Consider the following 24,072-nt stretch of genomic DNA (forward strand, 5'->3'; position numbering starts at 1 on the left):
GACGACAATTTTTGAAATATGACCAGTATATATCATATTTCGCCAAATTCAGCAGCAAGCTCAGCAGGTGTTAACACAGATTTTGTAACTTTATCATACTCTTTAACAAAAGAGCCATTTTTCAGGAGCAATAACCTATCTCCATATTTGATAGCATGTGCCATGTTGTGTGTAATCATGATACAAGTAAGCTTTTGCTTGCGCACAATCTGATTTGTTAATTCTATGGTATATTCACTACTTGCAGGATCTAAGGCTGCTGTGATTTCATCTAATAGCAGTATTTTAGAATCTTGTAGCATAGCCATGACAATACTAAGCACCTGCCTTTGACCACCAGATAAGTTGCTTACCAGATCATCAATCCTATTCTCCAGCCCCATGTTTACTGTGCTTAATTTTTCTCTAAATAACCGAGTACGATTTTTGTTAGTAAACAGCTGTAACCCCCTTTTTTGTCCTCTTTTTAGTGCAAAAGCCATATTTTCCAAGATAGTCATATTTTCCATTGTACCAGATTTTGGGTCCTGCATCACTTTGGATACTAGATTGGCTCTATATATCTGCGATGTATTGGTAATGTCTTGTTTTAGAATGAATACTTTACCAGAATCTGGTTTTATAAACCCAGAGATTATATTAAACATTGTAGATTTACCTGCTCCATTGCCACCTATCACAACAACGAATTCTCCTTCTTTAACATCTAAATTTAAGTAATTTAAGACTTTTCGCTCTAGCTTAGTATTCTTACCCAAAACAATATTAATATTCTCAAGTCTTAGCATGCACGCCTCTTTGATAAATACACTATTGCTATCACCATAAGTCCTGTGAGCAAGTTTAAATCAGCAGTTGCAAGACCTAAAGAATCACTATAAAGCGCAAAACTGATGAATAATCTATATATGATAGATCCAATTAAACAGCTGATAGTTTGTACTAAAATAGACTGACTTGACATGACTCTTTCGCCAATCATTACTGAAGCAAGTCCTACAATCACAGTGCCTATTCCGCTTCCAACATCAGCAAAGCCTTGATGTTGACTGAACAATGCACCGCCTAGAGCAATAATTGCATTACTGAAAACAAGTCCTATTATGACCATAAGCTTAAAATTTACGCCGCTGTTTTGTGCTAACCTCTTGTTTTGACCTATACTGCGCAATGCCAAGCCAAAATCTGTCATGAGCAAGTATGTGACAATAGCGCATATTGATAAGATGATAATAGTTAATGCAACTATAGGAGACTCAAAAAAGATAGTAGCGTCGTTAATAAGAGTAATATTGGGAATGCCATCCATAATACGCAGGTTAACTGAATAAAGCATAAAACTTACCAATATCCCAGAAAGTAAATTAGTGACTTGGAATTTGGTATATAATATGCTTGTAATGCATCCTGCAACACCACCTGCAAATATGGCAGCTATCAAAGATAGCCAAGGATCAAACCCAGATTTGATCATAATACTTGAAACAGCAGCGCCTAAAACAAAGCTGCCATCACAAGTTAAATCTGGAAAATCTATAATACGAAATGTTAGGTATATTCCAATTGCAACAATTCCATAAATGATTCCGATTTCTAGGCTCATTATAATTTCGTTTAGTGTCATCACTTACTCTTTGTAATGATTTTTGTAGCGATCGCTTTAATGTCATTTGGTAATTGCATTCCAATTTTCTGCGCAGTATCTTCATTGAGAAAAAGTTCTGTGCTAGCTGGAAACTCTACAGGTATCATACCTACATCTTCGCCTTTCAGGCTTCGAGCAATAATTTGTGCTGTTTGTATGCCTATTTCATATTGATTAGGTCCAAGTGCTGCTAAAGCGCCTAGCTTTACAGCATCAGTATCGCTTACATAAACAGGTATCTTCACTTTAGTTGCAACATTAATGATTGTCTGCAAAGCAGAAAGTGCTGTGCTATCATTACTGATGAATATAGCATCGACGTTCGCAGCTAGCTTAGTTGATGCTTGAGCTACCTCTGAAGTTTTATTTGCAGCTTGCAATACCAAGGTTATGCCAAGTTTATGGCACAATTCTTCTAGTTTTTCTATCAAACTTAAAGAGTTAATTTCGCTTGGATTATATAAAAATCCTAGTCGCTTTAAATTTGGTTGGATTTGTTGAAATAACGTGATTTGAGGCTTGAGTTCAACAAAATTTGATACGCCTGAAGTATTATTTCCTGGCTCTGATAAACTTTGTACAAGCTCAGCTTTTATGGGATCTGTGACTGAGCTAAACACTAGCTTTATTTTATTTTCTTTTGCGTATTTGGCAAAGCTTTGAGCGGAAATAGTAGCAACACCGACTACAACATCTGCTCCTTTACCAACAAATTTTGCTGCGATTTGAGAAGCTAAAGCGGGGTTGGCTTGTGCGGATTCAACTCGCAGATCTAGATTGACACCACGCTCATACCCATTTTGTTCCAAACCATCAATAATTCCTTCTATAGTCATGTTTAGTGCCGGGTGTTCAACTAATTTGTTAATGAATACCTTTTTCATATTTTCAGCAGCAAATGTATTCATTGCAAAAAATATAGATATTGCAAATGTCAGTACTTTCTTCATGCTGAGGTTTTTTTATTTTTTAATTTTTGTAGTAAGGCAGAATAGCCTTGATATTGCTCATCTTTTAAAAATCTTGCTACCCGTCCTATTGTTGTTAAACTTGCTCCTGTTTGAGCATGAATTTCGCGATATGATAAGCCATTATTCAGTGCTTTGCATATCTGCCATCGTTCGGTGAGTGCAATTAATTCAGCTGGTGTGCATAAATCTTTTAAAAAATTATATGCCTCTCTATCTGTTTCTAGCAAAAGTAGAGCTTGGCACAATTCTTTTATATTTTTATTATGATCATTAGTCATGCCTTACCTTGTTACTAAACTAGTATGCTACTAAAGTAGTACGGCGGGTCTAATAAGTCAAGAAAAATAAATACTAATACCAACTTTCCCAAATAACAGAATATAGTAGCTGTATATTTTTTAGAAAATTTAAGATGAGCTTTAAAGTAAGCTTTACTAGAAGTACAGCGGCCATGGGGGCGCTTAATTTTTCTAAAAAGACGCAGCTAAAGTATTCTGTTATTTGGGAGAGTTAGTATAATATCCAAAGATTATGGCAGGACCGCGGCTAAAAGCTAATTGTTGTACATTGACCTTACGCAAAAATCTATTTGCGTAGCAAATAGATTTTTGACGGATAGACTCAATACCAACTCTTCATTTGCCTGAGAGATATGGCTAAAGTAGCATAAAAGAGTCATGCTAAACTTTGTCTTTTTGATAAATTTTAAGTCAGCTTCTTCCATAAAACAGCAGTTATGTTACTGCCTTCAAGCAAATAAAAATTTATTCCAAATACTTGTTTGTCATGCTTGCTTTATAGTGCTTTAGCTATACATATGAGAGAATGGTATCTAGTGTATCATCCAATACATGAGCAAATAGTTCAAATTGTGATGACCAATAATTATATGTGCTACGCGCAGCATTGTTAAAAGGTTCCATATAAGAATTAAATGGTGCGTCATATATTAAAATCACGTCTTCTTCTATTGCAGATTGGTTTTGCTCTGTATGACTGGTATGATTCATAAATTTTGCATATTCGTCGTAGGTTTTATAATATAGTCTTTTATGCTCAGCATATTCTTTATCTCTATATATATCTATTATCCTTGGTGCTTTGCATATGTTTGCATCCTCCATATTCACTAATTTCTTTGGTGTATAAGCACTCACTCTGCTTATAGACATCATGATCGCACTGGTTAAGTATTCTTTTGGAAAATCTGCTATACTAGGCATAAAACTGAGGCCGCCAAATTTTGCAGTCAAAAGATTGAACGCTGCATCTGCAGTAGTGCTAATGGAGCCTATATAATTCGTGGTTGTTTTTGTAATATCAATGATATTACCTGTCACATAAACAGCGGCTTTTGCTGCAAGTACTCTGCCAATCGTTACTTTGTTAATATTTGCACTCCAATTGATGGAGTCGTATATTTTAGTAAATCCGTTTTCCCACATAACATCAGCAAGGACTTTTATATAACTTTCTCCATCTTGCTGTATAGCTTTTACTTGAGGATGTACTTGTGTCATGATATCAACGAACGCTTGCCCTGTTAGGTCGCATGCTGAGTTTCTTATTGCGTGCAAATTACCCAAGCCGGATGCAAGAAGAGAGAGTTTACATACTCCTTTGATTGCATCTCCTGCAGGTCTATACCATTCGTATTTTTGTGTGCCATAATCCCAGCCACTATAGTAAGCATACGAGGCCTGAGCTACTTTGGTGAAGTCTCCAACAAAGCTACCGAAGTATGTAGAGTCACTATTGAGTTGTTCTAAGTTTATTCTTAGAGTTGAGCCAATAAACTGAATAAAGCCTTTGACAAAAAACTTAAGTGGGGCAAAACCAAATATTTCTTTTGTATTAGGAAATTCTTCTGAAATATGCTTGAAGAACATCTCTTTAGGTTCATACCTGTAGTTCTGCGTGAATTTTCCAATTAATGGCATTGCATCGATGTAATCGTTCCACGTATTTGTTTTTGCTTTTGTATTAGTTTGTGACATGTCTTTTGATAAATAAAATAATAAATACAGCTTAATAAAATTTGGCAGATCGACCTTTTTACCTGAAAGAATTATTTATCCTTCATTTGCAGATGATACATAAAATATAATCTCAGTATCATTTTCATCATGGAAAAAGTGATCTATCAAAAATGATTGGATAGTAACCTCTACCTGCTATATACATGAGACATAGCTTATACCGACTCTCATAAATTACAGAACACTTTAGCTTCGTCTTTTCTTTAAAATTTAAGCACGCTCTTTGCCGCTGTACTTCTAGTATAGCTCACTTAAATCTCATCTTAAATTTTTCAAAAAATACGTAGCAAATATATGATGTTATTTGGAGAGGTTGGTATTAGTAAATATCCTAACATTCATAAATAATAGAAACTGGCAGATTGTTAGATATTATTAATAATCTGCGTCATTCTCCTTTTAGTTGAATTTGGTTAATCTATGTTTTTATATTGTCTCTTTTACTTTCGATTATGCTTGTTTGCTTTGATGTAGCAAATTTTAGGGATTCTATACTGCATATTTGGTAGTGTAAAGCAAATAAAACAATCTTAATTTATGGTTTATCAAAAATGTTTATAAATGTTTTGTTGTCAAATTATAGCTATAGTTGTGTATAAATTTTTGTTTTCTTGTATATTTTTATGTGTGATATTCGTCTTTATTTAGAAAAATAAATTTCTCAATTAGATTGATGTGCAGTTGTGTATTTATTATACTGAGAGCTAATGTGAAATAATTGGCAGAGTTACTTGGAATTTGGAGAGATATGAAAGTTGCAAAAGACGCATTCTATTTGGAGCGTACAAATATGGTGAGAAACCAGCTGATTCCAAATCAAATATATGATAGTCGCATATTAGATGCTATGGAGAGCATACCTAGACATATTTTTGTAGAAGAAAAGTGGCGTCCTGTTGCATATGTAGATGAAAATATTCCAGCTTGCGTCGGGCGCGCAAGCTTCTTTCGCCGCTTTTACTTGCAAAGATGTTGTCTTGCTGTAATTTGAAGGATAATGCGACAGTTTTAGATGTAGGATTTGGTTCAGGCTATTCGATCGCCCTGCTTGCAAAGATTGTTAAAAGTGTTACTGCAATTGAGAGTAATGAGCATATGTTATTTCTTGCTGCGGATAATAGACCTCTTGCATAACCATATAAATTGATTAAAATCCTTGATTTTATCAAGGATAACATGAAGTTTGAAAACATCAAAGATGAATACGCAGAAGAGTTTCGCAGGCTTACTGGCATTAAACGAGGAACGTTTGAAGTTATACTAAGTATATTAAAAGAAGCTGAAGCTATTTTAAAGTCTCAAGGTGGAAAACCCAATAAATTGGCTTTAGAAGATCGATTACTCATGACGCTTGAGTACTTGCGTGAATACAGGACATATTTTCATATTTCCCGCAGTTATGGAATAAGTGAAAGTGCCTGTTATCGTAATATACGTTGGATTGAAGATACTCTAATTAAAGATAAACGATTTTCACTACCTGGACGTAAAGCATTACTAAAAAGCGATTCTGAATACGAACTTGTGTTAATTGATGCTACTGAAACACCGATAGAACGACCTAAAAAAAACAGAAGCACTTTTATTCGGGAAAAAAGAGGCGACATACTCTAAAAACTCAGCTTATTGTGGATAAAAGGAAAAAAGAAATCATTTGCACTAATTTTTCTAATGGCAAGCGTCATGATTTCAGGTTATTTAAAGAATCCGGAGTTCACATCCACCCTGAGATTAAAGTTCTTACAGATACTGGTTATCAAGGCATTGATAAGTTGCATTATAATTCAGAGTTACCAAAGAAAAAGACAAAAAAGCGACCACTAAGCAGGAAAGATAAAAAGAAAAATCGTCAATTGTCTAGTGAACGTGTTTTAAATGAAAACGTCATAGGCATGATCAAACGATTTAAAATTATCGCTGATCGTTATAGGAACAGAAGAAAACGATTCGGTTTAAGGTTTAATTTACTTGCTGGTATCTATAACTTTGAGCTTTAAATAGGTTATGCAAGAGGTCTAATATATGATCTATTCCTGCTGCAGCAATTATTTTTCCAAGCACTCTCATAGCAACCGCTTCTTGTGTAACTAGTTGTTTATCTTGTCTGCTATAACCAAAATAGGGAATTAGGGCGATTACATTCTTTATATTGTTAGATTGTCTAACAGCATCCGCTATCAAAAGTAGCTCCATTACGTTTTCTGATGCCGAACTATTTGTGGACTGTACTATAATAACTGTTTCGCAATTCAGTTGCTCGGAAATTCTTACTTTCAATTCTCCATCTGCAAACTTCGTTAATTCTGCTTCTATATATTTAAATCCTAAGTGGTCGCTCAGTGTATATGCAAAAGCCTTACTATTGCTTCCAGCTACTACTACTGTTTCTTGTTGTATCATATATTTAGCTAGTTTGCTTAAAGTGTTTCGATATTTAAAGGTTACTCGCTGATCATCAAATAGACTAACAGCAAAAATTTTTTATCGTATTTATGTGTATTTTATTTATTAGACCTCTTCTTAAAAGAAGATGCCAGTGAAGCAAGTGCAAGTAGCATATGAAAGCGCGAGAAAATGCAGTGTACAAGGAGTACATGAGCATCCAAATGAAGGCAAAGGATGCGACAAAGCAATTGGCCGTCGGAACAAGTTTGAAGAAGAAGTCTATTATTCAACATATATACCGCAGGTAAATGCAGAGTTGATATTTAGCTTACGTACATATGAAATTAAACTTCGAGAAAAGCTAGAAAGAATTAAGACCATAAAATACATAAGGAGCATTTTGACGATACCAATTTGAAAAGTATGACGAGTATAGATAACTTTTTATCTATAAAATGAATGCGCTTGTTTCTGCTTCTAATATTAAAACATACTAAAACTCATAGTGCTCAATTGCATATTGTTTTAGTATATCGTGATGCGACATCTTCAGTCCAATAATTTCTCCCATTGTATCAAAGTGGATAAATGAGTGATAGTTTGCACATGTCATTTTAAATGCATCGCTTATATAAGCACCTAAAGTATGCTCTGAGTTGAATATCTTGCATATCATTTCTATAGTAGTTTTTGCAGAAATTTGCTTTCCTCCTATTGCTCTGCACTGATCTAATGTAGACTTTGCAAGTGCTTTGGGTGCATAATTTAGAGGAATGTAATCTCCTTTTCCTGTAATATCACATAGACTGTAATCTGCTCTAAAAAGAGCAATTTCTATTTTCAGCTTTTCTACTGCATCTTTCTTAAAAAAATAGACCTCTTGCATAACCTATTTAAAGCTCAAAGTTATAGATACCAGCAAGTAAATTAAACCTTAAACCGAATCGTTTTCTTCTGTTCCTATAACGATCAGCGATAATTTTAAATCGTTTGATCATGCCTATGACGTTTTCATTTAAAACACGTTCACTAGACAATTGACGATTTTTCTTTTTATCTTTCCTGCTTAGTGGTCGCTTTTTTGTCTTTTTCTTTGGTAACTCTGAATTATAATGCAACTTATCAATGCCTTGATAACCAGTATCTGTAAGAACTTTAATCTCAGGGTGGATGTGAACTCCGGATTCTTTAAATAACCTGAAATCATGACGCTTGCCATTAGAAAAATTAGTGCAAATGATTTCTTTTTTCCTTTTATCCACAATAAGCTGAGTTTTTAGAGTATGTCGCCTCTTTTTTCCCGAATAAAAGTGCTTCTGTTTTTTTTAGGTCGTTCTATCGGTGTTTCAGTAGCATCAATTAACACAAGTTCGTATTCAGAATCGCTTTTTAGTAATGCTTTACGTCCAGGTAGTGAAAATCGTTTATCTTTAATTAGAGTATCTTCAATCCAACGTATATTACGATAACAGGCACTTTCACTTATTCCATAACTGCGGGAAATATGAAAATATGTCCTGTATTCACGCAAGTACTCAAGCGTCATGAGTAATCGATCTTCTAAAGCCAATTTATTGGGTTTTCCACCTTGAGACTTTAAAATAGCTTCAGCTTCTTTTAATATACTTAGTATAACTTCAAACGTTCCTCGTTTAATGCCAGTAAGCCTGCGAAACTCTTCTGCGTATTCATCTTTGATGTTTTCAAACTTCATGTTATCCTTGATAAAATCAAGGATTTTAATCAATTTATATGGTTATGCAAGAGGTCTAATGCATGTACAAGTCCATATCATATATTTTTCGTTTAAAATTCAGCATTTTGCAATTCAAAGCATCTTGTCCACGCAATAAGTACGCTATAATACTTGTATACACATATTTTCTTCCATCCTCCGTTGTTTGAAATATTGTATCAGCGAAAACAATATCTTTTCTTGCATCTGCGCTGATGAAGTGAGTCTTTTGATGATATGTTTCATATCCTGTTGTATAAGCCATATGAGCTCTTGGACTTGAGCTCGTGTTGTATACCTCATACATAGATTTCGGTGAATTTACATCTATTATGGCTTCATATATTTGCGTAAAAACAGTTTCACCAACTCGTTGATCTACAATTATGTCTTTCTCAAATATCCCAATAAATCGCAAGTTACTTACATCGAATGAGTGATTTGCAGCTTCTTCTAATATATCGTGATATGTAGAATGGTAATTTATGTTGGCTGGATTTAATAGACCTCTTGCATAACCTATTTAAAGCTCAAAGTTATAGATACCAGCAAGTAAATTAAACCTTAAACCGAATCGTTTTCTTCTGTTCCTATAACGATCAGCGATAATTTTAAATCGTTTGATCATGCCTATGACGTTTTCATTTAAAACACGTTCACTAGACAATTGACGATTTTTCTTTTTATCTTTCCTGCTTAGTGGTCGCTTTTTTGTCTTTTTCTTTGGTAACTCTGAATTATAATGCAACTTATCAATGCCTTGATAACCAGTATCTGTAAGAACTTTAATCTCAGGGTGGATGTGAACTCCGGATTCTTTAAATAACCTGAAATCATGACGCTTGCCATTAGAAAAATTAGTGCAAATGATTTCTTTTTTCCTTTTATCCACAATAAGCTGAGTTTTTAGAGTATGTCGCCTCTTTTTTCCCGAATAAAAGTGCTTCTGTTTTTTTTAGGTCGTTCTATCGGTGTTTCAGTAGCATCAATTAACACAAGTTCGTATTCAGAATCGCTTTTTAGTAATGCTTTACGTCCAGGTAGTGAAAATCGTTTATCTTTAATTAGAGTATCTTCAATCCAACGTATATTACGATAACAGGCACTTTCACTTATTCCATAACTGCGGGAAATATGAAAATATGTCCTGTATTCACGCAAGTACTCAAGCGTCATGAGTAATCGATCTTCTAAAGCCAATTTATTGGGTTTTCCACCTTGAGACTTTAAAATAGCTTCAGCTTCTTTTAATATACTTAGTATAACTTCAAACGTTCCTCGTTTAATGCCAGTAAGCCTGCGAAACTCTTCTGCGTATTCATCTTTGATGTTTTCAAACTTCATGTTATCCTTGATAAAATCAAGGATTTTAATCAATTTATATGGTTATGCAAGAGGTCTAATATATTAATGCTCCATCGTTTTATAAGCGTTAGCATCTCAGAATGTCTTGGAACATCCGATGCGCTCGTGAGTTTTAAGCTGCCAATATCACATGCCGTACAATTATTGTACCCTATAATTCTTCTGTATTTTAGTGCTGCATGTGCAATGTTATGGTTTGGAAAATCATCGTGCCAACTGTTAGATGGTAATAGCTTTACATCACAAATTACTTTGAACATATGAATAATGGATACAAATAATTAGATTGCACCCCTTGCATAACTCAATTTCTGAGGATGCATGGTTTGAGTCGCATCAATGCTAAAGGGTAGGTTATGTATATTAGAATACACACCTCCTTTGCGCGTCTCAAGCCCCTACCACTTGCTCCTTAGAAATAACTTCTGCAAGCGCTCTATTGTTATTACTGCAAATAAAAAACTGACTATGCTGCGCTGACAAAGTACCCAGATAATTTGTACAATTGTCATACTTTTCAAAATTGGGCTTTTAGAATGCTCCTTATGTTACACTGCACACCATTCTTTCTAGCTCTTTTGGAAGTATCACTTCGTATTTAAGCACTATAGGTCAAGCCACTTGCGCAGACCTTTTTGCCTGATTTTCAAGTATTACTTCGTTAATTTCCTTGCAAATGTCTATAATATTGAATTCAGCGATTAATTTGTACTTTCAAAAAATCATGCCCTTAAAATCTTCGCTTAGTGCACTTACTTAAGGCAGCGCCATGGCTTCGTATCAAAATCCAAAATGCCAACTCTGCATTTACCTTGCGGTATATACTCACAAAGGAATTGTTGAAGATATTGCATGTTAAATTAGCTATGACGTTGACATTTCTTTGATGAGTCGCACTATTGGAAGCTCTTGCATATCTACAGGAACACTTTTTATGTTGTAAGCTATAAAATTGCATCTTTTAGTCAATCTTTCTAATAAGATTATGAAATCCTTGCACTCTGGCAATGCAAATTCTCCAATTAAACTTTCTGCTATAACTATTTTATTTATTAGCATTGGAGGCAGTGTAGTTATTAGCATTTCTTCATCAAAGTAAGTTGGCTGCAAACCTTCATTTGCTACAGCTGCACTAGCGCATCTTTGTAATGTAAATCCTATTTCGTGTGGAGAGCATCGTTCTAGTGACGCAAATATATCGCTTGCTGACGTAGAACATTGTACAACTAACTCGCTATGTTTTTGCTTTAGCATTGCAAGAAGTTGCTTCAAGTCATCTAGGTATTCTGCATGAATTGAAAACAATAATCTGTCTAAATAAAATATAGCTTCATTTAAAGCAATAATAGAACCATCTAGATTGTTTACCTTGGATTTCTTCTTATAAGCAATATTATTGTATAGAGTTCTTAATTTGTTAATTAGACGTTCTTCACTCGATATAGCTCTATCTAAACGTTTCAGAGTACAAAAAAGATAAAGTATATGTCCCAAATTATTCATGATATTCAACGCTTCTGTGCATTTTAATATCAAATCACCAAGGAATTGCGGTATATTATAATATATCCTTTCCTTCTCTGTCATTTCATCGCTAAATTCACAAAGATAAAGAATCGCATCGCATATTTCTAATACGCTCAGCTCTGCGTTGTTTGCTAGTCTTTTTTCAAGCTGTGTTTGCAATACCTTAAGAATTGCATCAACATTTAGTTCATTATGTAGATTATGTGGGCATGTGATAACGAATTTATTCAAACGTGTTATAGATCTAATATACTCCTCAAGCGACAGCTGAAGTGTGAATTCTATACCTCTGTTCAAATCAACTCTCACTCGGTTTATATTAAGATCCGAATGATGATCTAGCAAAACTTGATTTGCAATTCTCTGACAAAAAAGCTCTTTATAAGATTCAATTATGTAGAGTATTTTTTCTTGCATAGAAGTGCTAATTTCTTTAGAGATAGTGATTTCTCGCACTTTAAGTAAAAGATCTAAAATTTGCTTGTTTATAGCTTTAGTATTTAAATGAGCTGCAAAGCCATGCATAACCTCTAGCATCACTTCTAAATTATGTGTTATATAATCCATGCTATCTTGATATGCGTGCTCTTCTTCCATTGGAAGCACAATGCTTGTTATTTCAAATCGCTTGTCATATACTTTCTCAATAGCACTAACGATAAAGGACAGCTCTTCCTGTTTTGTGGCATTTCTACTAAGCACCAAGTAACGCTCTACTATCTTAGATATAATGCTTAATAGATCTAGTTCAGCTTTGTTATATCTATTACTATGATGATTTAGCGTTCTTTGCTTCAAGAGCTTTTCTATTCTTTGAGTATCAAAAACTAACTTGGAAAAGTAGTGATTAAGCACCTCGTATGAAGCATCTTTGCTACGCATTATCACTGCTAGTGTTTCTAAAATACCAATGTATATACTTTTTACTGCTACACAATCAAAGCACCTTAATACTTGCAAGTTTGGTGTTAATATCTCTTCTTGTAATGTAGAAAGGAAAAGACCTGCAAAAATAGTATTAAAGAACTCTATAGTATCTTTCGGTACGATACTACCATCCTCAAGTGCGCGCTTACTTTGATTTAGTGCTTGAAAGAATTTAAACAATAAAGCAATCTCTGCGCTTGAATAGCTAGTGTTAATAAAGCCACGAGTTATCCCATACTGCATTGTATAATAATAAGACTCTAATTCTTCAATTTGAAGGTTAGCAAAACATGTGATATATTCTTTCCATTGATTTACTATATTTACGTCTTCAATCTCTTTAAGATGCAATATTTTAGCAAATAATTCGGTATCATTTAGAATATCAAATAGTTTTGCATAACACTTTTCCATTACACCGTTTTTAACATGGCTATAATTTGCAATACTCTCTAGCATGTTATATATGCAACATTCAGCTAGCTTAGTTGACCACAGCCCCATAAAATAACCGCAGATTTGTTGTTTTCTATTACTTTTATTCGCTAAAATCGCAACTATTAGTTGTAAAGGCGCGATTCGCAGCAAATATTGACGCTATTAATTTGATAGCATATATGAGAACATGCATCTTAATACAAGGTCAATATAAATTTAATATTTTCGCAATATTATTGTGCCGCACTCTCAAAATCTGATTGCAGAGCTTATAGCTTGCCTTTTTCTACACATGCTATATAATTCCCTTCAGTATTGAATCTTATGGCGTTGTGTACTTAATTGGATTGTAGTTGCTCTTCCTGTGTTCAAGGCTTGCGTTGTTACGTTGAATGGTATTTTGAAATAATTGTATTTTTCAATATTTTGCAAAGTCAGAAATCTCTACATGACAGATCGACCATCGGAAAATAAAAAGTTCGTCAACATGTGATTGCAACATGTGACATTTTTTGTTTTTGACACTACCACAGAGACAATACCAGCATTTTATGTGAGTTACCTTCATGCATTGCACATGAATCATGAATGTTTTGCATCATTTTAAAGATTTAGACCTCAACTTACTCTAGAGAAAAATTTGAGAGACATATAACTTCTTTTGTCATGAGTTAGACATGAGCGTGCAAATCTAAGATGTATTACTTTTACATAATAAACTGCAATTAGACATTTCTATTGTTTGATAATTATTAATTATTGGTCTTTCAATTATGTTATCTGGATTATTTTCCTCAGTTGCTTTTGCCAGCGAAGCAGTTTCTACTGCACCTTCTACTTCCATAGACTTTTTAAAAAGTATGCTACCACTTCTGCTCATCATGGTAGTTTTTTACTTCTTGTTAATTAGACCACAACAAAAAAAGATGAAACGACATCAAGAGATGCTGCGTGAACTAAAAAAAGGTGAGAAAGTTATATTGTCTAGTGGTATATTCGGTAGCATTGCAAAAATTGATGATACTTCCGAAACATTGAATGTGGAAATTGCTGAGAATGTCAAAATAAAAGTAAGGCGCGATGCTGTACTTGAAGTTTTGAATACTGAAGTTACAAGCCCAGCCAAGTAGTAACAAATAATGCAAGAGTATGGAGGTTGCTGTGCCTAAGATTCACTTCATTGAAAGAGACGGTAATAAAAAAACTGTAGAAGCTCCTGTAGGACTTTCCTTACTTGAAGTTGCGCATAAATATGCCATTGACATTGAAGGGGCTTGTGAAGGCTCTCTTGCATGCTCTACATGTCACGTGATAATTTCTCCAGAATGGTTTGACAAACTCGAACAAGCAAAAGATGAAGAAGAAGATATGCTAGATCTTGCATTTGGCTTGACAAAAACATCAAGACTTGGGTGTCAGATTATAGTAGATAACTCATTGGATGGTCTTGAAGTACGGCTTCCTGGAGCAACACGTAATATAATGTTTAAAAATTAATAATACATATTTATAAAAATTATTATTTAGTTATATACTGCACACTAGATACACTAAATGAATTAGTGTTATAAGATAATTAATTCTATATTAGACTGCTTCTTCAAACGCTTGTTTAAGCTTTGCTTGCATACCTTGAGGCTCACAAGACGCTTGTGTATTTCACATACATCGCTCTCATAGCGCTCCGTGTGCTACTTGCACCTATCTCAACTGTAACAAGTTTGAAGAAGTCTATTAGATAACATGTGTTTTTTGTTCTGTTGCTAAAAATCAGCAACCGTTATATGCATACTTATGGCCCGTTATGCAGTACTTTAAAAATCATTATATGGAGGAAGCGATAAAGTATGCAAAAATTGCTGCATCGCTTGGAGAAGTGCCAGTTGGCGCAGTGGTTGTGTTAAACCATGATATAATCTCTGCTTCACATAACGAAGTTATAATTAGGAATGATCCAACGGCGCATGCTGAAATTTTAGCAATTAGAAAGGCATCATCTTTTTTATCATCATTTTATCTTGCTGAATGCGATTTATATACTACTCTTGAGCCATGTCCAATGTGCGCACATGGGATTTCACTATCAAGAATCAAAAAACTTTTCTTCGGCAGTTATGACAGCAAAAGCGGTGGTGTCGATAGCGGCCCTAGGATATTTCACTCCACTTCTGCGCATCATATTCCTGAGGTGTATGGAGGTTTTTATAAAGAGGAATCAGCTGCTATATTAAAGGATTTTTTTTTAAAACACCGTACACTAAAAAATTAGCATGATAAAAAAAAAGTATAAAATAGGCTGCTTTTTTGATAGCGCCTCTGAGCTCGCAATGACTGCATATAAAGAGCTTGCTTCCAGATATGATTTAATTGATATGTGGAAGGAAGACTCAAAAGCTTGTGACGTTGCAATTACTATAGGAGGAGACGGAGTAATGTTGCGTGCGCTGCACAGAGTGATGAATACTAATATACCAGTCTTCGGAATGAATCGAGGATCTGTTGGTTTTCTGCTAAATCGCTATAGTGCTGAAGGATTGTTGGAAAGGATTGGAAATGCGGCTCCGATTAATTTATTTCCATTGCAGATGGATACAATAACATTAGCTGGTGAGAAACGAAGTGCGCTTGCTATCAATGAAGTATCTCTACTTAGACAAACTAGTCAAACTGCAAAGATTATCATTAAAATAAACGGTCAAGTTAGGTTAGATTCCTTGGTTAGTGACGGCTTGTTGGTTGCAACACCTGCAGGAAGTACTGCGTATAATTTGGCTGTTAACGGTCCTATTATTCCTTTAAACGGAAATTTATTGGCTCTTACGCCGATCAGCCCATTTCGGCCAAGGAAATGGCATGGTGCGTTGTTATTAAAGAAAAATATAATAGATTTAGAAATTGTTGAGCCGCAAAAAAGACCTGTTAGTGCATCAGCTGATTCAGAAGAGATTAGAGATGTTGTAAAGGTGAGAATTTTTGAGCGCTCCGATATCAATATGACACTATTATTTGATCAAGATGAAAGATTTGAAGAAAAAGTAATCAAAGAGCAGTTTGCTTGTATATGATATTTTGATCATAAGATATGTACATTATATACCGCAAGTAAATAAAGGGTTATTAATTTAGTCTTTCCGTCAAAAATCGATTTGCTACGTAAATAAATTTTTGACTGATATACTATTTATCATTTTAATAGACTGCTTTAAGCCGAGATCAGCCTAAAACAGATTAAAATCCTTCTATAAAAGTAGAATACAGGAAATACTTCAAAACAAAACATCCATACAGAATAGACTACTTCATTGATCTCTCCATTTGAATCTCGTATAGATGAATCCATTAAATCAGTAAAAAGAAGTAGGCAAATGTATATCAAAGCCATGCGTATTGCAGCTGGAAGAGATAGACATGCGTAGTATTGTACAGATTTTGCAAAACCAAGATTTGTATTACGTATTAGATATATAGCAAATATATGGATCGCAATAGATATTGGATTAATCATTAATTGAGCAAAATTTCCACCAATTACATAATCCTGTAAAGTTATATGTCTAGATAAAAAACATAAGAGAATTCCAGTAAAAAAATCAAATATAGGAGAGAAAGCTATACTTGCTATGAAGTACTTCCACATAGTTGATTCTGTAATTTCATCATTTTTTAGCTTTAATGCTAATTGCATGTCGTTAAAGATGCGCATTTTCCCCATAAAATTGTATATACAAAGAGTAAATATAGATGAAAGTTTATTTTTACAGATATATGCGCGATTAGCTGCGCAACAATAGAGCTGCGCATAAAAAGCATTCGCTTTAAGTATTATAAAGTGGATTTTCTCATCGGCAATGAAAAAATATGAATAAAGCGTGTCATTTATATAATTTCATTCTCGATTGTTGCGGCAAGATGTATGTTTGCCTATTAATATAGAAAAAGCTAAATGATTCTAATAGACTTCTTCAAACTCGATTCAAGTGAGGTAGCTGTTTAGTCCCTGAGAATTATGGTATATATAAAAATACAGATTCATGGATGGAAAGTTTATGTGACAAATACTGCACGCTAATGCCAGAACAACGGAGGTAATCCATAAAGAAATACGTAATTGTAAAGAGAGCATAATAAAAACAGCAAAGAGATTTAATGTTAACCCAAAAATCGTTGTGAAATGGAGAAAAAGAGAAGATACAAAAGATCTTCCAATGGGACCGAAAAAGATTAAATCCACAGTACTCTCTGAAGCTGAGGCAGGATCAATAGTCGCCTTCAGAAAAATTACACAATTACCTTTAGATGACGTATTATACAGCCCTCAGGAACCCATTCCTAACTTGACAAGATCAAAGCTTGCCATAGATGCCAAGCAGCGTCATGGCTGCTCTGTTTTACCTAAAAAGCAAGTTGCAGCGGGTTCTGATAAAAAGAAGTTTAAACAATACCCTATTGGATATTTTCACATTGATATTTATACTGCACCCTTAATTCAAACCATTTGTTTTAAATGCTCCGATTTTTGAGAGTTTTCACATAAAGATAGATAAGGTTTGTTCTTGATATTGTGTAAATATTTGTGGTGTTGTAAGAGCGCACCAAAGCTTGATGGATCCGTAGACCATTGACTCCTTCTTTGAAACGATCTTAGTACGCCGTGTCAATGATGTCGCGTGTTACTATTATCTCTCTCGATAGATACTGTGCCAGACTTGCCAATCGTATGACGCTTTTTTGGTAAAACTTTAGAAAAAGCATTCCAATCATCCGTATAAAAATGACATTCTTTCAGATGACTCACTTTGTCGTAGAGCTTTTGGAATGTTGCAGTATCACGATTGCCTGTAACCCATGCAACAGTTCTCCTTGTGCTACGATCAACCGCCTTGATGATCCAAAGCTTGTTTTTTTTGAACCAATAAAATGCCACATCTCGTCAAATTCCATCTCCATAATATCCGAAGAGATGATTGGCTCCTGAGTCTTGTTCATCGCCTCTACTAACCAGCGATAAATTATGGACGGTGAGTGTCCTAATATCCTGCCTAACATAGAAAAAGAGGCCTTGCCAAGGCTATATAGCATAACACATAGTGCTTTCTTAACGGCTGTTTGAGGCTTTTTGCGCAGATCGCCCTCAACAAAATTTAGAAGGCATGATCTGCACTTATAACGCTGTACACCCCTCACAATGCCGTTTTTTATAAAGCTATCGGAACCACATCCCTTACAACAAACCATAAAACCACCATTTAGTTCTTAAAACAGTGATCATATCATATCTCTATCTAATTGTGAAAACTCTCAAAGTTCTAACCGATAATGGTATTCAATTTAATGCGAGTTGCCAATTAATTGATTACTGTATGGTAGATTTTTAGCGCACTATATGTGACTTGAGTGTTTTGCAAATAAACAAAAACAACATATGAAAGAGGTTTTTGCATAAACGTACTGTTTTGTCGATGATTTTATGAAAGATCTATGGATCCGTATTACTGGTAATTAGCACCTTAGGAGGCTCAATTTTAATTGGCAATTCGCGCTACCATATCGTTTCGCAGAAACTGTACCAAAAATTCGCTCCTAAAAGACAACACCAATCAACTGCTGATCTTAATTTATATAACTTATGTTGTGGATTCAAACTATCAGATAATCTTTCCTAAAATATTCTACTTTGAGTATTATTAATTTTCACTTCTTCTGCTGGCATATAATACAAATCCGTAAGGTTTTTGTGAAAGTAGCATGCAGCATAAGGTCAATTAATATATCCGAAAATTAGAGCAGAGCAGATCTAAAAGCTAATTTTTGTACATTTAACTTCTCCGCAATAATTTATTTGCGCAAGCAGATCAATTTTTGGCGGACAGACTATAAAACCTCATGTAACACAAATTATTACATTCTTGTAATCCTAGCTATTCCAGCTTACTCTCATAAAATCTCTTATCTTTTGCAAAGTACGCTCCTCAATCTGCCGAATACGCTCTCTTGACACATTATAGCGTACGCTTAGCGCATCTAGAGTACTTGGCTTTTCTCTCAAACGCCTTTCCGTTATTATATCTCTCTCACGCTCATTTAGAGAATCTAAAGCAGCACTAAGCAGTTTCATCCTACTTTGCGTATCGTACTTTTCGATGATCATATTTTCTTGTGTTTCCTCAGAAGCTGGAAGCGTATCAATAATTTCTGCATCATCTTCGTCACCATACGCATGACCATGCAATGAAACACAACCTGCATTAAAAACTGCAGCATCTACATATTTCTTTTCAATGCCGAGTTCTTCTGAAACCTCAGCATTGGTAGCCACTTCATCCTTCCTGCCGCTAACTAATCCTATCCTATCTCGTGCTTTCTTCAGGTTAAAGAATAGCTTTTTTTGTATGACAGACGTCCCAACCTTAACCAAGGACCACGACTTGAGTATATAATCCTGTATTGCAGCCTTTATCCACCACATCGCGTAAGTAGATAGTCTATGACCCATATCAGGATCAAATTTCTTTACTGCATGCATGAGGCCTATATTCCCCTCTGCAATTATATCTATCAGCGGGATGCCATAATGACGAAATCTCATAGCAATTTTTGCTACAAGTTTTAAATGTGATGTAACAAGCTTGTGTGCAGCTCCTAAGTCTGCATGATCTCTACAACGCACCGCAAGAGAATACTCTTCCTCTGCACTCAACATTGGGATCTTCTGAATCTCTTTAAGGTACGCAGCAACACCACTCTCCTGTACTATAGTAGGTAAAAAAGCTTTTGCAGCCATAAGCCCTCCTTTATATTTTTGATCAGTTGAAGCGCGAAATTATTATACAATAAGATTTGATGATTTGCAAGATTAAGGATGCGATAAATTATATTGAGTTAATAATATAGTTGTAATTTCTTTACTAAGAAGGTCATAATTTTAACACATCCATATATAAAAATGTATAAATTGCATATATGAAATGAATAGATGTTGCAAAAAACTCTCAGTTTATATACATATAACACCGGGCTAGTTATAAAATCACATAAAATGATACATCATCTATCTATGATGGTAACCCTTGATGCTTTGTTCATTTTGTAAAATAAGAATAAATTTTTATCATGTATTAATACCAAGATACTCTATGAACATTTATATATGGCACTGTGCTCAATAAATACTTGTGTGAGGATTTTGAGCATGATTTGTTAGAGTACAAGTTAATTTTTACATCAAATGCTTTGACATCAAAATGCTTTGACATATTTGCAAGGAAGTTAACAACGTCGTAATATGGAAAACTGTGCCAGCAAAGCTTACACAATGACTTTACGAGTAGTGTTATGCGAAGAAGATGTACATATGCTATTTTATCATTTTAGTAGTTGCTATAACATATTGACTCTACAAAAATAATTATATTATGTATTTTGAAAACTTTAGTAATATCACTCTTTACTCAATTTTCATACGTATTTAGACGAATTATTATTTTATAATTAGCAACTCACGTTAAATAATGAACATTTTAAAAGTACTAACTTTTGGAGTATGACGAGTATATAATATTAATATAAAATGCAAATCTAATATATTAGGTTAAAACAGCTAAAACGCTATACAGTAAAAATTATTTCGCAAAATCGCAGTTGAAGCGCTATTTTTGAATAATATAGCCAATGAAATACAGCATTAGCATGATAAGGTATTTTGAGAATTATAATGTTTGTCATTAAAGACGTTTTTATGTCGCCCTACAACCTACTGAAACTAGCAACAATAAATTATATACTAATACTAATTGTGTTGTTTTTAGCCAACAATATCGCAATAGGAAGTGACGAAAATATAGAATCTGAAGACTGGAGCAGTGCTCAGATTATAGTAGAAATGCCAGATCATGATCACACTTTTCAATCCGAAAAAGCATCTACAATACATGATCCATACGAAAAATTTAATAGAAAAATTTTCGCATTCAACAAATTTATGGATAGAGTATTTATAAAACCAGCAGCACTAGGTTATAGAAGAATATTCCCGCAATTTGTAAGAAATAGAATTTCCTCATTTCTAATTAACTTACAAGAACCGCTATATTGCCTGCATAATCTTCTAACTTTGGAACCAAAAAAAGCAATGCAATCCTTTTCTAGGTTTACAGCAAATACAATATTTGGAGTTTTGGGACTGTTTGATGTTGCAAAGATGCATGGGCTGGGGCAAAAGCGAAAGACCTCAAGAGATACATTTGCAAAATATGGCTTTCCCTCTGGAGCATATATAATGCTTCCAATATTTGGCCCATCCACAGTGAGAGATAGTATATGTACTGTTTTAGATTTCGTAGTAGATCCTCTAGATATCGCTATTAGCTATAATATTGAGTTTATCATAGTTAAAATAATTGTTGACGGCGTTGTGAAACGCGAGTACTTACTGAGGTATGATGATAAGATTGCTGGGATTGCCCTGGATGAATATGCTTTTATGCGAAGCTTTTATGCGCAGCAATATTTTAGAGATATGGCCGATGAAAAATAACATACAAATACGTTTTCAACTTTTCTTAATAATAATATTCTCATTTGTATTCGTTGTATTTTTAACTCATGCTTCTGTTACAGTTGCTGGAAATGATACACGGCTTGCAAATCAACACAACAAAGGAAGTAAAGCATCTGATAACAACCAGATTGCAGCAAAAGATAGAGAGGATGGAGTAAAAATCGTTGGAGATTTTGTTAAGGATGTCGCAAATAAAGTTGCAGCAGTTTTAAATTCTAAAATCGCTCCTAATGCAAAGTCCCAACAACTAACAGAAATTTTTTATTCAATCGCAGATTATGAGTGGATGGCAAAGTTTGTCGTAGCAAGACATTGGCGTAGTATGAGTCAGACACAGCAGCAGAGCTATATTGAGGCCTATAAGCATTACTTGGCTCATTCTTATGTGAAACATTTTAATGAGTACAATGGTCAGCGCTTTGAATTTGGATCTATCAGTGAGGTGAATACATCAAACTATGATGGACAATACATGGTTTCAGTGACAATTGCACAGAAAAACTCCGATGCTGCTCCGATAAATATTCTCTATAGGCTAAAGATGTATTCAAAAAACAGTATCAAAATTATAGATATAATAGCAGATAATGTCAGCCTGCTTGCGACTCAACGCGAAGATTTCAACTCTGTCATCACTCGTAGCGGAGTTCCTATACTTATAGAGAATCTGAGGAATGCTATCAATTCTTGATCAACTAAAGACTTAGCCATACACATATCTCTAATGCAATGAAGGTTTGGTGCTTAATGCAATTATATACACATGCATATGAAGTTGGAATTCAAAAAGAGCTAAGAAAATTGTATAAGTGTTAATACTAATACATCGCTCGCCTTCTGAAGGCGCCAATTTTGAAAAGTATGACAAGTATATATTTAGTTGATGCTTGTTGCTTGCTTGAAATTTGAGCTTGCCTTAGTTAATGAATAATTAAGCCATTTGGTTGTTATGTCTAGTATAAACTTTATAGAAACTTCAGGAGTAAGGACGCTCAAAAATGATTCAAGGCTAGTGCGCCCTGGAGATATATATGTTACAAGCTCCAGCGATCAAAAATTAGTAAATGAGTATATATTAAATGCAGCACAAAATGGAGCAATTGCAATTGTTTTAAGCGACAAACTCAAAGTTGATAAACTTCCCAATATTCGTTACTATACCGTAGCAGATCCGCTCCTTTGCATGAGAGAACTCGCTGCTTTATTTTATCCTAAGCAGCCAGAATTTACAGTCGCTGTCACGGGGACGAATGGCAAGACATCTGTTGCTAGTTTTTACATGCAAATCTGCGCACTACTCAATATGAAAAGCGCTTCCATAGGAACATTAGGTGTTGAGGTATCTGACAAGACTGTCGATTTCACTGCAAACAGTGAAATATTAGCCGCTTCGCAGACTTTAACTACACCAGATCACATAAGCTTGAGATATTTTTTAGATAAGCTCGCACAAAACAACGTCACACATCTTGCTATCGAAGCTTCTAGTCATGGCCTTGATCAAAATAGAATAGATGAAATCAATTTTAAAGCGGCTGGATTTACAAACTTTTCTCAGGATCATCTGGATTACCATGATTCTCTAGATTCTTACTTTGCTGCAAAATTACGCTTATTTCATGAAGTTATTGATGTTAATGCAAGTGCAGTTCTGAATGCTGACATAGATGTATTTAATAAATTATACAGTTGCTGCTCACTTAGAAAAATTAATGTATTACAGTATGGTAAAAACGCAAATGACATAAGATTTGTTGGTCATGATAACGGTCATGTGCTGCTAGATGTATTTGGTAAGCGCTATAAAATAATGCTGCAGATACAACATGAATTTCAGATATACAACATAATGTGTGCGGTTGGACTTGCAATATCTGCAGGATTTTATATAGATGATATCTTAGCATCTACTGAAAAAATCAAAGCTGCTCCTGGCAGACTAGAAGTAATTTCAAATGCAAATGGAAAAACTATATACGTTGATTATGCTCATACACCAGATGGGCTGCATACTGTGCTACTTGCACTGCGCAAAGGTTGCTTAAATAAACTGCACGTATTATTTGGCTGCGGCGGAAACAGAGACAAATCAAAACGTATAATTATGGGCCGCATTGCTGGGAGTATAGCGGACTCTGTTATAGTGACAGATGATAATCCTAGAAATGAAGATGCTGCAAAAATTCGTGCAGATATAATTGCAGGAATTAGTGATAAGCGTAAAGTTATAGAGATAAGCAATAGAAAAGACGCAATTACTGAAGCCATAAAAATGATGCAAGATGAAGACGTGCTGTTAATAGCTGGAAAAGGCCATGAAGAGTATCAAATCATAGGGGATCAAAAATACAAATTTAGCGATGCAGAAACCGCAAAGGATATTCTAAGAAATTTAGAATACATATTAAATAGTCTATCCGCCAAAAATTGATTTGCTACGCAAATAAATTTCTGCGGAGACGTTAAATATGCAAAAATTAACC

At 34.5% G+C, this 24,072-nt stretch carries 27 protein-coding genes; 11 read left to right on the forward strand and 16 right to left on the reverse strand.

What is annotated here, in order from left to right; translation table 11 throughout:
- Positions 1–32 precede the first annotated feature (32 nt).
- The 5 genes from AACL20_RS01055 to AACL20_RS01075 all read right to left on the reverse strand — a co-directional run bounded on the left by AACL20_RS01055 (position 33) and on the right by AACL20_RS01075 (position 4,613).
- Positions 33–788, reverse strand: coding sequence for an ABC transporter ATP-binding protein (locus AACL20_RS01055; protein WP_339052305.1), 756 nt, complete (start codon positions 786–788; stop codon positions 33–35).
- Entirely contained in the window at positions 782–1,624 is an 843-nt protein-coding gene (locus AACL20_RS01060; protein ID WP_339052306.1) for an ABC transporter permease subunit, read from the reverse strand. The genes AACL20_RS01055 and AACL20_RS01060 overlap by 7 nt, the downstream gene beginning before the upstream one ends.
- Positions 1,624–2,553: an ABC transporter substrate-binding protein gene (locus AACL20_RS01065; RefSeq protein WP_339052307.1), complete on the reverse strand. Its 930-nt coding sequence runs from the start codon at positions 2,551–2,553 to the stop codon at positions 1,624–1,626. Before AACL20_RS01065 ends, AACL20_RS01060 begins: the two co-directional genes overlap by 1 nt.
- Positions 2,554–2,591: 38 nt before the next feature.
- Positions 2,592–2,894, reverse strand: a complete 303-nt coding sequence (locus AACL20_RS01070) for a YerC/YecD family TrpR-related protein (protein ID WP_339052308.1) — start codon at positions 2,892–2,894, stop codon at positions 2,592–2,594.
- Between the two features lie 531 nt (positions 2,895–3,425).
- Entirely contained in the window at positions 3,426–4,613 is a 1,188-nt protein-coding gene (locus tag AACL20_RS01075) for a hypothetical protein (protein WP_339052309.1), read from the reverse strand.
- Between the two features lie 1,011 nt (positions 4,614–5,624).
- Between AACL20_RS01075 and AACL20_RS06855 the strand changes: the two genes are divergently transcribed.
- Positions 5,625–5,789, forward strand: coding sequence for an rRNA adenine N-6-methyltransferase family protein (locus AACL20_RS06855; RefSeq protein WP_410519925.1), 165 nt, complete (start codon positions 5,625–5,627; stop codon positions 5,787–5,789).
- Positions 5,790–5,831: 42 nt separating this feature from the next.
- Positions 5,832–6,652, forward strand: a protein-coding gene (locus tag AACL20_RS01085; protein ID WP_339051669.1) for an IS5 family transposase whose coding sequence is annotated in 2 segments (ribosomal slippage) — positions 5,832–6,219 and positions 6,219–6,652 — 822 coding nt in all. Because the reading frame shifts where the segments join, the coding sequence is not laid out codon by codon here.
- Here the strand turns inward: AACL20_RS01085 and AACL20_RS01090 are convergent.
- The 3 genes from AACL20_RS01090 to AACL20_RS01100 form a co-directional block, all read right to left on the reverse strand.
- Positions 6,615–7,055, reverse strand: a complete 441-nt coding sequence (locus tag AACL20_RS01090) for a ribose-phosphate pyrophosphokinase-like domain-containing protein (RefSeq protein WP_339052311.1) — start codon at positions 7,053–7,055, stop codon at positions 6,615–6,617. The two genes, AACL20_RS01085 and AACL20_RS01090, sit on opposite strands and share 38 nt — an antisense overlap.
- A 478-nt stretch (positions 7,056–7,533) precedes the next feature.
- Complete coding sequence (locus AACL20_RS01095; protein ID WP_339052312.1) at positions 7,534–7,926, reverse strand: hypothetical protein; 393 nt, start codon at positions 7,924–7,926, stop codon at positions 7,534–7,536.
- Positions 7,927–7,933: 7 nt separating this feature from the next.
- Positions 7,934–8,754, reverse strand: a protein-coding gene (locus AACL20_RS01100; RefSeq protein ID WP_339051669.1) for an IS5 family transposase whose coding sequence is annotated in 2 segments (ribosomal slippage) — positions 7,934–8,367 and positions 8,367–8,754 — 822 coding nt in all. Because the reading frame shifts where the segments join, the coding sequence is not laid out codon by codon here.
- Here AACL20_RS01100 and AACL20_RS01105 point away from each other — a divergent pair.
- Positions 8,753–8,893 carry a hypothetical protein gene (locus tag AACL20_RS01105; RefSeq protein ID WP_339052276.1) on the forward strand — a complete coding sequence of 47 codons (141 nt, stop codon included), beginning with the start codon at positions 8,753–8,755 and terminating at the stop codon, positions 8,891–8,893. The two genes, AACL20_RS01100 and AACL20_RS01105, sit on opposite strands and share 2 nt — an antisense overlap.
- Positions 8,894–9,298: 405 nt before the next feature.
- On the opposite strand, the gene AACL20_RS01110 is transcribed toward AACL20_RS01105, so the two are convergent.
- The 4 genes from AACL20_RS01110 to AACL20_RS01125 all read right to left on the reverse strand — a co-directional run bounded on the left by AACL20_RS01110 (position 9,299) and on the right by AACL20_RS01125 (position 13,876).
- Positions 9,299–10,119, reverse strand: a protein-coding gene (locus AACL20_RS01110) for an IS5 family transposase (RefSeq protein WP_339051669.1) whose coding sequence is annotated in 2 segments (ribosomal slippage) — positions 9,299–9,732 and positions 9,732–10,119 — 822 coding nt in all. Because the reading frame shifts where the segments join, the coding sequence is not laid out codon by codon here.
- A 29-nt stretch (positions 10,120–10,148) separates the two neighbouring features.
- On the reverse strand, positions 10,149–10,400 hold the full coding sequence (locus tag AACL20_RS01115) for a hypothetical protein (protein ID WP_339052313.1): 252 nt from the start codon (positions 10,398–10,400) through the stop codon (positions 10,149–10,151).
- 604 nt (positions 10,401–11,004) lie between these two features.
- Entirely contained in the window at positions 11,005–13,053 is a 2,049-nt protein-coding gene (locus AACL20_RS01120) for a hypothetical protein (RefSeq protein ID WP_339052314.1), read from the reverse strand.
- Positions 13,054–13,723: 670 nt separating this feature from the next.
- Positions 13,724–13,876 (reverse strand): hypothetical protein, encoded by a 153-nt coding sequence (locus AACL20_RS01125; RefSeq protein ID WP_339052704.1) that lies wholly within the window; start codon positions 13,874–13,876, stop codon positions 13,724–13,726.
- Positions 13,877–13,892: 16 nt separating this feature from the next.
- Between AACL20_RS01125 and yajC the strand changes: the two genes are divergently transcribed.
- The 4 genes from yajC to AACL20_RS01145 all read left to right on the forward strand — a co-directional run bounded on the left by yajC (position 13,893) and on the right by AACL20_RS01145 (position 16,097).
- Positions 13,893–14,162, forward strand: coding sequence for a preprotein translocase subunit YajC (gene yajC / locus AACL20_RS01130; protein ID WP_339052650.1), 270 nt, complete (start codon positions 13,893–13,895; stop codon positions 14,160–14,162).
- Between the two features lie 19 nt (positions 14,163–14,181).
- On the forward strand, positions 14,182–14,529 hold the full coding sequence (locus AACL20_RS01135; protein ID WP_339052315.1) for a ferredoxin family 2Fe-2S iron-sulfur cluster binding protein: 348 nt from the start codon (positions 14,182–14,184) through the stop codon (positions 14,527–14,529).
- Between the two features lie 331 nt (positions 14,530–14,860).
- Positions 14,861–15,301 (forward strand): nucleoside deaminase, encoded by a 441-nt coding sequence (locus tag AACL20_RS01140; protein WP_339052651.1) that lies wholly within the window; start codon positions 14,861–14,863, stop codon positions 15,299–15,301.
- Between the two features lies 1 nt (position 15,302).
- The gene (locus AACL20_RS01145) at positions 15,303–16,097 is read left to right on the forward strand and encodes an NAD kinase (protein WP_339052316.1); all 795 of its coding nucleotides are present in this window, start codon (positions 15,303–15,305) and stop codon (positions 16,095–16,097) included.
- 137 nt (positions 16,098–16,234) lie between these two features.
- Here the strand turns inward: AACL20_RS01145 and AACL20_RS01150 are convergent, their stop codons facing one another.
- Positions 16,235–16,744, reverse strand: coding sequence for a hypothetical protein (locus tag AACL20_RS01150; protein ID WP_339052317.1), 510 nt, complete (start codon positions 16,742–16,744; stop codon positions 16,235–16,237).
- Between the two features lie 454 nt (positions 16,745–17,198).
- Between AACL20_RS01150 and AACL20_RS01155 the strand changes: the two genes are divergently transcribed.
- Positions 17,199–17,552, forward strand: coding sequence for a hypothetical protein (locus AACL20_RS01155; protein WP_339052318.1), 354 nt, complete (start codon positions 17,199–17,201; stop codon positions 17,550–17,552).
- A 134-nt stretch (positions 17,553–17,686) separates the two neighbouring features.
- Here AACL20_RS01155 and AACL20_RS01160 read toward each other — a convergent pair whose 3' ends face one another.
- From AACL20_RS01160 to AACL20_RS01170, 3 genes are all read right to left on the reverse strand, one after another.
- On the reverse strand, positions 17,687–17,920 hold the full coding sequence (locus tag AACL20_RS01160) for an IS1 family transposase (RefSeq protein WP_339052649.1): 234 nt from the start codon (positions 17,918–17,920) through the stop codon (positions 17,687–17,689).
- Positions 17,824–18,267 (reverse strand): hypothetical protein, encoded by a 444-nt coding sequence (locus AACL20_RS01165; protein WP_339052233.1) that lies wholly within the window; start codon positions 18,265–18,267, stop codon positions 17,824–17,826. The genes AACL20_RS01160 and AACL20_RS01165 overlap by 97 nt, the downstream gene beginning before the upstream one ends.
- Positions 18,268–18,946: 679 nt before the next feature.
- Complete coding sequence (locus tag AACL20_RS01170; RefSeq protein ID WP_339052319.1) at positions 18,947–19,813, reverse strand: RNA polymerase factor sigma-32; 867 nt, start codon at positions 19,811–19,813, stop codon at positions 18,947–18,949.
- 954 nt (positions 19,814–20,767) lie between these two features.
- Here AACL20_RS01170 and AACL20_RS01175 point away from each other — a divergent pair.
- From AACL20_RS01175 to AACL20_RS01185, 3 genes are all read left to right on the forward strand, one after another.
- Positions 20,768–21,565, forward strand: coding sequence for a VacJ family lipoprotein (locus AACL20_RS01175; RefSeq protein WP_339052320.1), 798 nt, complete (start codon positions 20,768–20,770; stop codon positions 21,563–21,565).
- Positions 21,555–22,280, forward strand: coding sequence for an ABC transporter substrate-binding protein (locus AACL20_RS01180; RefSeq protein ID WP_339052321.1), 726 nt, complete (start codon positions 21,555–21,557; stop codon positions 22,278–22,280). Before AACL20_RS01175 ends, AACL20_RS01180 begins: the two co-directional genes overlap by 11 nt.
- A 258-nt stretch (positions 22,281–22,538) precedes the next feature.
- Positions 22,539–24,020, forward strand: coding sequence for a UDP-N-acetylmuramoyl-L-alanyl-D-glutamate--2,6-diaminopimelate ligase (locus AACL20_RS01185; RefSeq protein ID WP_339052322.1), 1,482 nt, complete (start codon positions 22,539–22,541; stop codon positions 24,018–24,020).
- Positions 24,021–24,072: the final 52 nt, after the last annotated feature.

Source organism: Candidatus Lariskella endosymbiont of Epinotia ramella (genome assembly GCF_964019805.1).
Taxonomy (GTDB): domain Bacteria; phylum Pseudomonadota; class Alphaproteobacteria; order Rickettsiales; family Midichloriaceae; genus Lariskella.

Bases quoted from the DNA above. Each gene is read 5' to 3' on its own strand.
- AACL20_RS01055 (WP_339052305.1), bottom strand. From the start codon at position 788: ATGCTAAGACTTGAGAATATTAATATTGTTTTGGGTAAGAATACTAAG.
- AACL20_RS01060 (WP_339052306.1), bottom strand. From the start codon at position 1,624: ATGACACTAAACGAAATTATAATGAGCCTAGAAATCGGAATCATTTAT.
- AACL20_RS01065 (WP_339052307.1), bottom strand. From the start codon at position 2,553: ATGAATACATTTGCTGCTGAAAATATGAAAAAGGTATTCATTAACAAA.
- AACL20_RS01070 (WP_339052308.1), bottom strand. From the start codon at position 2,894: ATGACTAATGATCATAATAAAAATATAAAAGAATTGTGCCAAGCTCTA.
- AACL20_RS01075 (WP_339052309.1), bottom strand. From the start codon at position 4,613: ATGTCACAAACTAATACAAAAGCAAAAACAAATACGTGGAACGATTAC.
- AACL20_RS06855 (WP_410519925.1), top strand. From the start codon at position 5,625: ATGTTGTCTTGCTGTAATTTGAAGGATAATGCGACAGTTTTAGATGTA.
- AACL20_RS01090 (WP_339052311.1), bottom strand. From the start codon at position 7,055: ATGATACAACAAGAAACAGTAGTAGTAGCTGGAAGCAATAGTAAGGCT.
- AACL20_RS01095 (WP_339052312.1), bottom strand. From the start codon at position 7,926: ATGCAAGAGGTCTATTTTTTTAAGAAAGATGCAGTAGAAAAGCTGAAA.
- AACL20_RS01105 (WP_339052276.1), top strand. From the start codon at position 8,753: ATGTTATCCTTGATAAAATCAAGGATTTTAATCAATTTATATGGTTAT.
- AACL20_RS01115 (WP_339052313.1), bottom strand. From the start codon at position 10,400: ATGTTCAAAGTAATTTGTGATGTAAAGCTATTACCATCTAACAGTTGG.
- AACL20_RS01120 (WP_339052314.1), bottom strand. From the start codon at position 13,053: ATGCTAGAGAGTATTGCAAATTATAGCCATGTTAAAAACGGTGTAATG.
- AACL20_RS01125 (WP_339052704.1), bottom strand. From the start codon at position 13,876: ATGGAAGTAGAAGGTGCAGTAGAAACTGCTTCGCTGGCAAAAGCAACT.
- yajC (WP_339052650.1), top strand. From the start codon at position 13,893: ATGCTACCACTTCTGCTCATCATGGTAGTTTTTTACTTCTTGTTAATT.
- AACL20_RS01135 (WP_339052315.1), top strand. From the start codon at position 14,182: ATGGAGGTTGCTGTGCCTAAGATTCACTTCATTGAAAGAGACGGTAAT.
- AACL20_RS01140 (WP_339052651.1), top strand. From the start codon at position 14,861: ATGGAGGAAGCGATAAAGTATGCAAAAATTGCTGCATCGCTTGGAGAA.
- AACL20_RS01145 (WP_339052316.1), top strand. From the start codon at position 15,303: ATGATAAAAAAAAAGTATAAAATAGGCTGCTTTTTTGATAGCGCCTCT.
- AACL20_RS01150 (WP_339052317.1), bottom strand. From the start codon at position 16,744: ATGGGGAAAATGCGCATCTTTAACGACATGCAATTAGCATTAAAGCTA.
- AACL20_RS01165 (WP_339052233.1), bottom strand. From the start codon at position 18,267: ATGGTTTGTTGTAAGGGATGTGGTTCCGATAGCTTTATAAAAAACGGC.
- AACL20_RS01170 (WP_339052319.1), bottom strand. From the start codon at position 19,813: ATGGCTGCAAAAGCTTTTTTACCTACTATAGTACAGGAGAGTGGTGTT.
- AACL20_RS01175 (WP_339052320.1), top strand. From the start codon at position 20,768: ATGTCGCCCTACAACCTACTGAAACTAGCAACAATAAATTATATACTA.
- AACL20_RS01180 (WP_339052321.1), top strand. From the start codon at position 21,555: ATGAAAAATAACATACAAATACGTTTTCAACTTTTCTTAATAATAATA.
- AACL20_RS01185 (WP_339052322.1), top strand. From the start codon at position 22,539: ATGTCTAGTATAAACTTTATAGAAACTTCAGGAGTAAGGACGCTCAAA.